This is a genomic window from Methylocystis sp. WRRC1 (assembly GCF_020733155.1).
Classification (GTDB): domain Bacteria; phylum Pseudomonadota; class Alphaproteobacteria; order Rhizobiales; family Beijerinckiaceae; genus Methylocystis.
Genome location: NZ_JAJFZJ010000001.1, coordinates 2,336,760 through 2,349,128, shown reverse-complemented (window position 1 = coordinate 2,349,128; position 12,369 = coordinate 2,336,760). Strand labels below are relative to the sequence as shown.

Sequence of the window (12,369 nt, the reverse complement as noted above, 5' to 3'; positions counted from 1 at the left end):
GACGCGCCGGCATAAGCCCAAGACCTTTTGTTCGCTCCCGAATTTGTTCTTCCGCGCGGCGCCGATTGGAGGGACCATGATCCGCAATGTCATTCTGCTCGACGGCACCTGGAACACGCCGCGCGACCACACCAATATTTCCACGCTCGCAGCGGCGAAACAGACCTTCGCCCGGCTCATTCTGCGCGAGAGCGGCGGGGTCGAGCAGCGCCTTCATTATTTCGACGGCGTCGGCTCGGACGGGCTCGTGCTCGAGCGGCTCCTCGGCGGCGCGATCGGCATCGGCCTGCGCAAGATCGTGCAGGACGCCTATGAATGCGTGATCGACAATTATCAGGACGATCAGGAGCTTTACATCTTCGGATTTTCCCGCGGCGCCTACGCCGCACGGGCGCTTGCCGGCTTGATTGGCGCGGCCGGCATCCCGAAGAGAAAGGACAAGAAGCTTCTCGACATCGCCTGGACCAATTTCCGCGCGCGCAGGGGAACGACCCCTCGCGGCCCCGACTACCAGACCAACAATCGCATCAAGCTGCTCGGCGTCTTCGACACGGTCGGCTCCTATGGCGTTCCGGCGGGCGTCGGCCTCGCGCCGCTCGCGCGCTACCTCTCGCTCGCGGTCTTCGGTTTTCAGGACACGAAATTCTGCCCCCAGGTCGACCATGGCCTTCACGCCATCGGCGTCGACGAACATCGCCGGCCCTTCACGCCGACCTTCTGGACGATCGAGAAGGACGCGCCCATGCCGGACAATGTCGAGCAGAACTGGTTCCCCGGCGTCCATTGCAATGTCGGCGGCGGCTATCCCAATCCGGGCCTCTCGGACATCGCGCTGCTGTGGATGATCGCCAGGACGCGCGCTCTCACCGGCCTCGCCTTCGACCTCGACGAGGTCCGCAATCTCGTGAAGCCCGACATCGACGGCGAAATCTACAATTCCTCCAGGGGCTGGGTGATCGACACGATGTTCCCGCGCTACCGCCGGATGTTCTCGCCCGACGCCCTCGGCCACAGCTATTTCACCAACGCCGGCGACGCGAAGGAGAAGCATATCAACGAGCGCCTGCACTGGAGCGTGCTCGCCAAGCTCGGCCGCCCCTGCCGCATCGACGACAAGGACGGCGTGGCCTATGATCCGAAGAACCTTCCGGCCGAGTTCAGGAGCGCCGCCGCGACCGGGCTCGCGGCGAAAATCGCGCCGCCGACCCGCGAGGAGCTGGAGATGCTGCCGGCGGAACTCGCAAAGCTCGCCCGCGCGGTCGCCTGAAGCGCGACCCGGCGGGACCTCTCGCTTTTCCACTTGGCGTATGGGGGCCGAGCAGCTATAAGCGTGTCCGAATACGTGGCGCGCGTCCGACAGGGCCCGCGCCGCGACTGTTTTGCGGCAGGCGTCGCCTGAAGGTTCAGGCGCAGGCGTCGGCGGCAGCTAGCGACCGGTTGAGCCAATGGTGAATCCGTTTCAATTCATGCAGGAAGTCCGCGCCGAGGCGAGAAAAGTCACCTGGCCGTCGCGCCGCGAGACGATGATCACCACCGGCCTCGTCATCCTCATGGTGCTCTTCGCCAGCCTTTTCTTCGTCATCGTCGACTCGGCGCTGCGCTTCGGCGTCGGCCTGATGCTGCGCGTCGGTCAGTAAGGTTTCATCTGGAGCTGATGTCGCCCTCATGAGCATGCGCTGGTATATCGTCCACGCCTATTCGAACTTCGAAAAGAAGGTCGCGGAGTCGATTCGCGAGGGCGCCGCGCAGCGGGGTCTGACCGACGCTTTCGAAGAGATCCTCGTGCCGACCGAGCAGGTGGTCGAGGTGCGCCGCGGCCGCAAGGTCTCGACCGAGCGCAAGTTCTTTCCCGGCTATGTGCTGGTGAAGTGCAATCTCACCGACCCGGTCTTCTCGCTCATCAAGAACACGCCGAAGGTCACGGGCTTCCTGGGCGCCGACAACAAGCCGATGCCGATCTCCGAAGAGGAGGCCATGCGCATCAAGGGTCAGGTCGCCGAGGGCGTCGAGCGCCCCAAGCCCACGATCAGCTTCGAGGTTGGCGAGACCGTGCGCGTCGCGGACGGGCCCTTCGCCTCCTTCAACGGCCTCGTCGAGGAAGTCGACGAGGCGCGCTCCCGCCTCAAGGTCGCAGTGTCGATCTTCGGCCGACCCACGCCTGTGGAGCTGGAGTTCGGACAGGTCGAGAAGGTTTAAAGGAATTCGGCGCGGTTCGCCGCGCCGGACAAACGTGGCGGGTCCGCCCCGACGCCATCGGGGGAACCGGACCGGACCACGAACTGCAACCGATGGTCCGCGTGCGTGAGCGCGCGGCGCCGTTATTCGTTGGAGAAAGCAAATGGCGAAGAAAATTGCCGGCTACATAAAGCTGCAAGTGCCGGCCGGCGCGGCGAACCCCTCGCCGCCGATCGGTCCCGCGCTGGGTCAGCGCGGCCTGAACATCATGGAATTCTGCAAGGCGTTCAACGCCAAGACCGCGCAGGTGGAGAAGGGGACGCCCATCCCCGTCATCATCACCGCCTATCAGGACCGCTCCTTCACCTTCGAGATGAAGCAGCCGCCGGTCAGCTTCTTCCTGAAGAAGGCCGCCGGTCTGAAGATCGGCAAGAAGCCGGCCTCCGGCTCCAAGACCCCCGGCCGCAACGTCGTCGGCAAGGTGACAAAGGCGCAGGTCAAGGAGATCGCCGAGAAGAAGATCGTCGATCTGAATTGCTCGTCGATCGAATCCGCGATGTCGATGATCGAAGGCTCGGCCCGCGCGATGGGCCTCCAGGTGGTGGAGTAAGACGATGGCCCATATCGGAAAACGCATCGCCAAGTCGCGCGAGGGCATCGAGCGCACGAAGCTCTACCCGATCGACGACGCCGTGAAGCTCGTGCGTGAGCGCGCCAAGGCTAAGTTCGACGAATCCGTCGAGATCGCCATGAACCTCGGCGTCGATCCCAAGCATGCGGACCAGATGGTGCGCGGCGTGGTCAATCTGCCGAACGGCACCGGCCGCGTTCTGCGCGTCGGCGTCTTCGCCCGCGGTCCGAAGGCCGACGAAGCCAAGGCCGCCGGCGCCGACGTCGTGGGCGCGGAGGATCTGGTCAATACGGTTCTCGCCGGCACGATCGAGTTCGACCGCTGCATCGCGACGCCGGACATGATGCCGCTCGTCGGCCGCCTCGGCAAGGTTCTCGGCCCGCGCGGCATGATGCCGAACCCCAAGGTCGGCACGGTGACGATGGACGTCGCCGGCGCGGTCAAGGCCTCGAAGGGCGGCGCGGTCGAGTTCCGCGTCGAAAAGGCCGGCATCGTGCAGGGCACGGTCGGCAAGGCCTCCTTCGACGACGGCAAGCTCGTCGAGAACATCAAGGCCTTCGTCGACGCGGTGGCCAAGGCCAAGCCGCAGGGCGCCAAGGGCACCTACATCCAGCGCGTCGCCATCTGCTCGACCCAGGGTCCGGGCGTGAAGGTCGACGTCTCGAGCCTCGGCGCGACGACGGCATAAGCCGGCCGACAGTCCGAAATACGAAAAGCCGGCGGGTGACCGCCGGCTTTTTTGTTTATGCGGCCGTATCTTGGCCTGCGCGCTGCGCGGCAATTTTTGTCGGCGCCCGGAACCACGATCATTGGCGCGCGTTTACCGTCCGCGGCAAGTTTATCGGCGCGCCGTCCGGGAAGAACCAGATCGAGGCTTCGCTCCCGGACGAGATTTTTCGCAGCCAGTATTTATTGGGACGGTTTGACATGAGCATTAGAAAGCATTTTCGAGTTGCGTCCGTCGCGGGCGTTGCGATCGTGGCGGCCCTCGTTTCTCCATCCGCAGGGGTTCAGGCGCTCGAACGGGTCGATCAGGGGATCGGCTGGACCGAAGGGGCGTGGAACGACTTTTACAGCCGCGGCCAGGGTTCGCGCCTCATCCCCTGGGACTGGATCAAGGCGCTGAAACAGCCCAACGGCCAGTCCTTCACGGCCGACGGACTCGCCCGTTACGGCTACCTGCCCAATCCGGCGAGCCCGACGCCGGGCCTGCCCGTCGGCTTCGTCGTCGCGGACGGCTACCTCGGCCCGACCTGCGCCGCGTGCCACACCCGCGAAATCGAGGTGGACGGGAAATCCTGGCGGATCGACGGCGGCCCCGCGCTCGCGGACATCGGCGCCCTGTGGGCCGACCTCGATACGGCCGTCGGCAAGATTCTGGGCGATGGCGCCGCCTTCACCGACTTTGCGAAGGCGGTTCTCGGCGCCTCTTACTCGCCGCAAAGGGAAACGGCGCTTCACAGCGATGTGGATGCTTGGTTCGCGCGTCACAACGCCATCACCAAGGGCGGACTTCCCACGGACAAGCCCTGGGGGCCGGGCCGTCTCGACGCCGTCGGCATGATCCTCAACCGCGTGACGGGCCTCGACATTGGTCCGCCGCCCTCGCACATGATCCCGGAGAATATCAGACGGGCCGATGCGCCGGTTCGCCCGCCCTTCCTGTGGAACGCGCCGAAGCAGGACCACACCCAATGGCCCGGCTTCGCCGACAATGGCGACCGCATCCTCGCCATGGCGCGCAATCTCGGACAGGTCTATGGCGTGTTCGGCGAGTTCTTCCCGAGGAAAGACGCCTCGCATCTGCTCGGCTTCAATTACGTCGACAATAACTCCGCGGATTTCATGGGGCTGATCGCGCTGGAGCATCTGGTCGAGAAAATGGGTCCGCCGAAATGGCCGTGGCCGGTGGACAAGGCGCTCGCCGAAAGAGGCAAGGAAATCTTCGAGCGCAGCGTCGAGGACGACGGCTGCGCCGATTGTCACGGAATCAAGCCCGGGCAACCGCGCGTCCTGAACAAGGACACCTGGTGCACGCCCGTTCAGGACGTCGGAACGGATTCGCGGGAATATAAATATCTGGCTCCCGAATATACGGCGAAGACAGGCGCGCTGACCGGCGCGGCGATCCCCTTTATCTCCCCGCCGCTGAAGCCGGTCGATTCCGCGGTCGCGGTGCTGTCGACTTCCGTCAAGGGCGCGATCCTTCAGCATTTCCTTCCGGTCACGCTGAATCCGGCGGAGCGTCTGAAGGCCGATCTGACGCTGAAGCTGCTGCAGCCGGTGATCGAGGAGCTGAAGGGTGTCTACAAGCTGCCCGACCAGTCCTCGGGCGCCAAATGGACCTGCGCGGCGCCGCAGACGGAGGGCAAAATCAGATATGAAGCGCGCGTTCTCGAGGGGATATGGGCCGCCGCGCCTTACCTCCACAATGGTTCGGCGCCCAGTCTCGCCGAATTGCTGAAGCCGGCGAAGGACAGGGTCGCGAGCTTCAAGGTCGGACCGGCCTATGACGTGGTGAATGTCGGACTGGCGGCGGATCAGCCGAAGTCCGCTTACACCATGAAGACCACGGATTGCTCGGACCGGAACTCCGGCGACAGCCGTTGCGGCCATGAATACGGGACCACGAAGCTGACGACGGAAGAGAGGAAGGCGCTGCTCGAGTATTTGAAGACGCTTTAGCGCGCGCCGGAAAAAACCGGCGCGGAGAACTTTGATCTTTTGGCGCGGCCCCTACGGCGCGCCGAACTTTTCGAGAGCGAAACCCATGAAAAAGACGCTTGCATTCGTTGCTATCGCCGCGACGACCGCCGTGGGCGGCGCCCGCGCCGCAGAATTCACGCCCACGAAATTCGAGGCGGTTCCGCCCGGCGAAAGCGCGCAGATCGCCGAGATCGTCGATCTCACCGGAAAGCTGCTGGAGCAGCGCTACGGGACCCTTTCGGGCCAGAGCGCGGGCGACACGATGGCGCGACGCGCCGTGCATCCCAAGGCGCATGGCTGCGTCAAGGCGGATTTCGTCGTCAACGCCAACATTCCCGAGAATTACAGGGTCGGCGTCTTCGCGACTCCGGGAAAGAAATACGAGGCCTGGATCCGCTTCTCCAACGCGACGGGCACGGTGACGGCCGACGTCGGGAAGCTCGGCGCGTCGAGCCGCGGCATGGCGATCAAGCTCATGGGCGTGGAGGGCGAGACGCTGCTCGGCGAACCCGGCGCGAAAACCCAGGATTTCCTGCTGATCAACCAGCCGATGTTCGCCTTTCCGGATGTCCCGGAATATCTCGCCGGCACGAAAGTCCAGTTCGAGAACAAGGAAAACCTTCTGCCGTTCCTTGCCAACCCGGCGCACAAGACGACCGCGGAGATCGTGACCAAAATCATCGCGCCGACGCAACTGGCCAATCCGCTCGACGCGACCTATCATTCCGGTTCGCCGTTCCTTTTCGGCGCGGACAAGGTCGCCAAATTCGCCGCCCAGCCAAGAAACCCGGCGAATCCCTCGCTGACGCCGAAGAATCCCTCTCCCGACTATCTGCGCGAGGCGATGAAAAAAAGCCTTGAGCTCTATAGCGGACGCCCCGTCACCTTCGATTTCCAGGTGCAGTTGCGGCCCGACGGGCTGCAGCCGATGGACAGCGACTACCCCATCGAGAACGCCGCGAAGAAATGGGAGCCGAAAAGCGACGGAACGGCGAAATTCCAGAATGTCGCCGAGATCACGATCAAGCCGCAGGATTTCGACCATCCGCTGCAGGCGACCGAATGCGAACATCTCGTGTTCACCCCCTGGCACGGCCTGACCGTCCATCAACCGTTGGGCGGCATCAACCGCCTGCGCCGCGACGTCTACATCGCCTCATCGAAGCGCCGCGCGCAGACCACGGAGCCGTCGGGTTATCCGCAATGGCCTAAATAGGCGCTCCCGCGGCGCGGCGTTGACGAGCCGGCGGGGAACCGCCGGCTTTTCCGTCCGGGGCCGGGTTTTGACGCGTAAATGGACAGGAATGCTCCCGCGCCTCTTTTTTCATCGCGGCGGCCTGTCGCATGGGCGCTTTCCGCCTTGTAAGGCGGCGCTCTTCTAAATAATTTGGCCGCGCGCGAATAATCGCCGCGATGACGCCTGAACGCCGCTTCGGCGAGGGTCTCGTCGCTTTTCCGCCGCCGTCGTTTCCTTAGGATTTCGCTTCATGTCCGTGCTGATCGACAAGAACACCAAAGTCATCACCCAGGGTTTCACTGGCAAGACCGCTACTTTCCATTCCGTGCAGGCGATGGACTACGGCACCAAGATGGTCGGCGGCGTGTCCCCGGGCAAAGGCGGCTCGACCCATCTCGATCTCCCCGTCTTCGACACGGTCGCCGAGGCCCGCGAAAAGACGGGCGCCGACGCCTCCGTCGTCTATGTGCCGCCGCCGGGCGCGGCCGACGCCATCTGCGAGGCCATCGAAGCCGAGATCCCGCTGATCGTCTGCATCACCGAGGGCGTTCCGGTGCAGGACATGATCCGCGTCAAGCGCGCGCTCTGCGGCTCCAAATCGCGCCTCATCGGCCCGAACTGCCCGGGCGTCGTCACGGCTGGCGAAAGCAAGATCGGCATCATGCCGGGCAACATCTTCTCGCGCGGGTCGGTGGGCGTCGTGTCGCGCTCCGGCACGCTGACCTATGAGGCGGTGTTCCAGACGACCCGTGAAGGTCTCGGTCAGACCAGCGCCGTCGGCATCGGCGGCGATCCGGTCAAGGGCACGGATTTTATCGAGGTGCTGGAGTTGTTTTTGGCCGACGAGGCGACCAAATCCATCATCATGATTGGCGAGATCGGCGGCTCGGCCGAGGAGGAAGCGGCCCAATTCTTGAAAGATGAAGCAAAGCGCGGCCGCAAGAAGCCCATGGTGGGCTTCATCGCCGGCCGCACGGCGCCTCCCGGGCGTCGCATGGGTCACGCGGGCGCGATCATTTCCGGCGGCAAGGGCGACGCCGAAAGCAAGATCGCGGCGATGGAGTCGGCGGGGATCAGGGTTTCCCCTTCTCCCGCGCGGCTCGGCAAAACGCTGGTCGAGGTGCTGAAGGGCTAGGCGCTGGGGCGCCTTCTCTCCCGCCTCGACGAATTTGAATCCGAAGGGCGGCGCCGTGATTGGCGGCGGCGCTCCAACGAGCTTCCGGCGGCGGGCTTTTTCCGGGCGAACGCGCTGTCGGCGGCTTTGAGAGAAGCGAGAAAATGGCGCGTCTTGAAACCAATGGCGGCGCGGGGCCTGCGGCCCCCGTCGTCACCCGAACTGCTCAAAACGACTCTTTCGCAAACACTTCTTTCCTCCAGGGCGCAAACGCAGCCTATATCGAGGCATTGCTTTCGGCCTATGAGGCCGATCCCGCCTCGGTAAGCGCCGACTGGCGCAAGTTCTTCTCCGAGATGGGCGTAACCCGCCGGCCCGATGGCGCCGGCGAGGGCCCGTCATGGGCGCGGCGCGACTGGCCGCCCGCCGCCAACGGCGACTGGGTGAGCGCGCTCACCGCCGACTATCCCGCGCCCGCCCCGGGCGCGAAAGCGCCGATCGCCGCGCCGACCGCAGCAACCTCGGAAGACGTGGTCCGCGCCACGCGCGATTCGGTGCGCGCGCTGATGATGATCCGCGCCTATCGCATGCGCGGACATCTCCACGCCAATCTCGATCCGCTCGGCCTCGAGCAGCGCCACGACCATGGCGAGCTGCATCCCGAGACCTATGGCTTCAGTGACGAGGACTACGACCGCAAGATCTTCATCGACGGCGTGCTCGGCCTGCAATACGCCAGCGTCTTCGAGATGGTGACGATCCTTCGCCGCACCTATTGCGGCTCGATCGGCTTCGAATTCATGCACATCTCCAACCCCGAGGAGAAGGCCTGGCTGCAGGCGCGCATCGAGGGCCCCAAGAAGGAGATCGTCTTCACCCGCGAGGGCAAGCGCGCGATCCTCAACAAGCTCGTCGAGGCCGAAGGCTTCGAGAAATTCCTCGACGTCAAATACACGGGCACCAAGCGCTTCGGCCTCGACGGCGGCGAATCCATCGTCCCGGCGCTGGAGCAGATCATCAAGCGCGGCGGCGCCCTCGGCGTTCAGGAGATCGTGCTCGGCATGGCCCATCGCGGCCGCCTGAACGTGCTCTGTCAGGTTATGGGCAAGCCCCATCGCGCCCTCTTCCACGAGTTCAAGGGCGGCTCCTTCCTGCCCGACGAGGTGGAAGGCTCGGGCGACGTGAAATATCACCTCGGCGCCTCCTCGGACCGCGAGTTCGACAACAACAAGGTGCATCTCTCGCTCACCGCCAATCCGTCGCATCTGGAGATCGTGGACCCGGTCGTTCTCGGAAAGGTCCGCGCCAAGCAGGACCAACATGGCGGCGACCGCCGCGCGGTTCTGCCGCTGCTCATCCATGGCGATGCGGCCTTCGCGGGCCAGGGCGTGGTGGCGGAATGCTTCGGCCTCTCGGGGCTCAAGGGCCATCGCACCGGCGGCTCGCTGCATTTCATCATCAACAACCAGATCGGATTCACTACATATCCACGCTATTCGCGCTCCTCGCCCTATCCGTCGGATGTCGCGAAAATGGTCGAGGCGCCGATCCTCCATGTTAACGGCGACGATCCGGAAGCGGTGGTTTTCGCGGCCCGCGTCGCAACCGAATTCCGCCAGCAGTTCCAGAAGCCTGTCGTCATCGACATGTGGTGCTACCGCCGCTTCGGCCACAATGAGGGCGACGAGCCGGGCTTCACCCAGCCGCTGATGTATAAAAAAATCCGCGCGCACAAGACGACGCTCGATCTTTATGGCGAGAAGCTGATCGCGGAGGGTCAGGTTACCCGCGCCGACGTCGACAAAATGAAAGAGGACTGGCGCTCCCGTCTCGAGCAGGAGTTCGAGGCCGGCCAGACCTACAAGCCGAACAAGGCCGACTGGCTCGACGGCCGCTGGTCGGGCATGAAGCCCGGCTATCAGGTTTCCGAGGACGAGCGCCGCGGAAAGACGGGCGCGCCGCTGGAGACGCTGCGCGAGATCGGCGCGAAGCTCACCACGACGCCGCCGGATTTTCATCTTCACCGCACCATCCAGCGTTTCCTCGACAATCGCAGGAACGCGATCGAGGAAGGTCTCGCGATCGACTGGGCGACCGCCGAGGCGCTGGCCTTCGGCACGCTGCTCAAGGAAGGGCATGGCGTGCGCCTGTCCGGCCAGGATTGCGAACGCGGCACCTTCTCGCAGCGCCATAGCGTGCTGATCGATCAGGACACGGAAGCGCGTTACGTTCCTTTCGATCACATTTCGCAGGGACAGGGCCGTTTCGAGGTCATCAATTCGATGCTCTCGGAAGAGGCGGTGCTGGGTTTCGAATACGGCTATTCGCTCGCCGAGCCCGACACGCTCGTGCTGTGGGAGGCGCAGTTCGGCGATTTCGCCAATGGCGCGCAGGTCGTCTTCGACCAGTTCCTCTCCGCCGGCGAACGCAAATGGCTGCGCATGTCGGGCCTCGTCTGCCTGCTGCCGCATGGCTATGAGGGACAGGGACCGGAGCACTCGTCCGCCCGCCTCGAGCGCTTCCTGCAGCTTTGCGCGGAAGACAACATGCAGGTCGCGAACTGTTCGACGCCAGCCAATTATTTCCACGTCCTGCGCCGCCAGCTGCATCGCAACGTGCGCAAGCCGCTCGTGCTGATGTCGCCGAAGTCGCTGCTGCGCCACAAGCGCTGCGTCTCGCGGCTCGGCGAGATGGGCATGGCGTCGAGCTTCCAGCGCCTTCTTCTCGACGACGCCGAGACCGCGCCGACGGAAAAGCCGGCGCTGCAAGGGGACGAGAACATCCGCCGCGTGATCCTGTGCTCCGGCAAGGTCTATTACGACCTTCTGGAAGAGCGCGAGAAACGCGGGATCGACGACGTCTATCTGCTGCGCGTCGAACAGCTTTATCCCTTCCCGCTCAAGGGCCTCGTCACCGCTCTGGCGCGTTTCAGGACCGCCGACGTCGTCTGGTGTCAGGAGGAGCCCAAGAACATGGGCGCCTGGTTCTTTGTCGAGCCCTATCTCGAATGGGTGCTGACGCAGGTCGGCGGCAAGGCGAAACGCGCGCGCTATGTCGGCCGCCCCGCTTCGGCCTCCACCGCCGCGGGCACGATGTCGAAACATCTCGCGCAGCTGAAGGCCTTCCTCGAAGACGCCTTCGCCGTCTGACCGCCATTCTCCGTCGCGGCCCGGGCCGCGGCCTCCATTCGACGAAATGAGACGCCAATGACTGATATTCGCGTTCCGACGCTGGGCGAATCGGTGAGCGAGGCCACTGTCGGCCGCTGGTTCAAGAAGGCCGGCGAGGCGGTGCGGGCGGACGAAACCCTCGCCGAACTCGAAACGGACAAGGTGACGCTGGAAGTCAACGCGCCCGCTACGGGCGTTCTGGCTGAAATCGTCGCGAAGGAGGGCGAGACCGTCACGCCGGGCGCGCTGCTCGGACAGATCGCCGAAGGCGTCGCGGCCCCTGCGCCCGTCGCGGAGGCGCCCGCGCCAAAACCGGCTGCGCCGCCGGCGGCCGCGGCGCCCGCGACCGCCATGCCGCCCTCCCCCGCCGCGGCCAAGATCGCCGCCGAGCAGGGCATCGACCTTTCGCAGGTGACGGGCAGCGGCAAGCGCGGACAGGCGCTGAAGTCCGACGTGCTGGAGTTCGCCGCCCGCGCCCCGGCTGCTCCCGCGCCCGCCCCTGCGCCTGTCGAGGCCCGCGTCGAGCCGCCGCCGCCCGCCCCGCGGGCGCCCGTTCCGCAAGAGGATGGCGCGCGTGAAGAACGCGTGAAGATGACGCGGCTGCGCCAGACCATCGCGCGCCGGCTGAAGGAGGCGCAGAACACCGCGGCCATGCTCACGACCTTCAACGAGGTCGACATGTCCGCGCTGATCGCGCTGCGCGCGCGCTACAAGGATCTTTTCGAGAAGAAGCACGGCGTGAAGCTCGGCTTCATGGGCTTCTTCGTGAAGGCCTGCTGCGGGGCGCTGGAGGAAATTCCCGCCGTCAACGCGGAGATCGACGGAACCGACATCGTCTACAAGCATTTCTGCCATGTCGGCGTAGCGGTCGGCACGGACAAAGGCCTCGTGGTGCCGGTGGTGCGCGACGCCGACCGCATGTCGATCGCCGAGATCGAAAAGGCCATCGCCGCGCTCGGCAAGAAGGCGCGCGACGGCGCGCTCGACATCGCCGATCTGCAAGGCGGAACCTTCACCATATCGAACGGCGGCGTCTACGGCTCCCTGATGTCGACGCCGATCCTCAACGCCCCGCAGTCGGGCATACTCGGCATGCACAAGATCCAGGAGCGGCCGGTCGCCGTGGACGGCAAGATCGAAATCCGCCCGATGATGTATCTCGCGCTCTCCTACGACCATCGCATCGTCGACGGCAAGGAGGCGGTGACCTTCCTTGTGCGGGTGAAGGAAACGCTGGAGGACCCGGCGCGGCTCGCCCTTGCCCTGTAACGGCGAGCCCCTTCAAATTCCACGAAACATGCACATCTAATCTTTCAGACGGCGCGCTCCCGAGGGG

Annotated in this window: 10 protein-coding genes; all 10 read left to right on the top strand. The window is 64.9% G+C overall.

The features are described 5' to 3' along the window. Positions 1-76: 76 nt before the first annotated feature. The 10 genes from LG047_RS11295 (at position 77) to odhB (ending at position 12,302) form a co-directional block, all read left to right on the top strand. Positions 77-1,267, top strand: a complete 1,191-nt coding sequence (locus LG047_RS11295) for a DUF2235 domain-containing protein (RefSeq protein ID WP_227966758.1) — start codon at positions 77-79, stop codon at positions 1,265-1,267. A 178-nt stretch (positions 1,268-1,445) separates the two neighbouring features. Further along, the gene (secE, locus tag LG047_RS11290) at positions 1,446-1,637 is read left to right on the top strand and encodes a preprotein translocase subunit SecE (RefSeq protein WP_036284845.1); all 192 of its coding nucleotides are present in this window, start codon (positions 1,446-1,448) and stop codon (positions 1,635-1,637) included. Positions 1,638-1,665: 28 nt separating this feature from the next. After that, positions 1,666-2,196, top strand: a complete 531-nt coding sequence (nusG, locus tag LG047_RS11285; RefSeq protein ID WP_036284843.1) for a transcription termination/antitermination protein NusG — start codon at positions 1,666-1,668, stop codon at positions 2,194-2,196. Positions 2,197-2,338: 142 nt separating this feature from the next. Continuing rightward, entirely contained in the window at positions 2,339-2,785 is a 447-nt protein-coding gene (gene rplK, locus LG047_RS11280) for a 50S ribosomal protein L11 (protein WP_036284841.1), read from the top strand. Between the two features lie 4 nt (positions 2,786-2,789). Then, positions 2,790-3,494 (top strand): 50S ribosomal protein L1, encoded by a 705-nt coding sequence (rplA, locus tag LG047_RS11275; protein ID WP_036284839.1) that lies wholly within the window; start codon positions 2,790-2,792, stop codon positions 3,492-3,494. A 239-nt stretch (positions 3,495-3,733) separates the two neighbouring features. Next, complete coding sequence (locus LG047_RS11270; protein WP_227966757.1) at positions 3,734-5,491, top strand: di-heme-cytochrome C peroxidase; 1,758 nt, start codon at positions 3,734-3,736, stop codon at positions 5,489-5,491. An 85-nt stretch (positions 5,492-5,576) separates the two neighbouring features. Then, the gene (locus LG047_RS11265) at positions 5,577-6,728 is read left to right on the top strand and encodes a catalase family protein (RefSeq protein ID WP_227966756.1); all 1,152 of its coding nucleotides are present in this window, start codon (positions 5,577-5,579) and stop codon (positions 6,726-6,728) included. Between the two features lie 271 nt (positions 6,729-6,999). Continuing rightward, positions 7,000-7,884, top strand: coding sequence for a succinate--CoA ligase subunit alpha (gene sucD / locus LG047_RS11260; RefSeq protein ID WP_036284836.1), 885 nt, complete (start codon positions 7,000-7,002; stop codon positions 7,882-7,884). 143 nt (positions 7,885-8,027) lie between these two features. Beyond that, positions 8,028-11,012 (top strand): 2-oxoglutarate dehydrogenase E1 component, encoded by a 2,985-nt coding sequence (locus LG047_RS11255; protein ID WP_227966755.1) that lies wholly within the window; start codon positions 8,028-8,030, stop codon positions 11,010-11,012. 57 nt (positions 11,013-11,069) lie between these two features. Continuing rightward, positions 11,070-12,302: a 2-oxoglutarate dehydrogenase complex dihydrolipoyllysine-residue succinyltransferase gene (odhB, locus tag LG047_RS11250; RefSeq protein WP_227966754.1), complete on the top strand. Its 1,233-nt coding sequence runs from the start codon at positions 11,070-11,072 to the stop codon at positions 12,300-12,302. Positions 12,303-12,369: the final 67 nt, after the last annotated feature.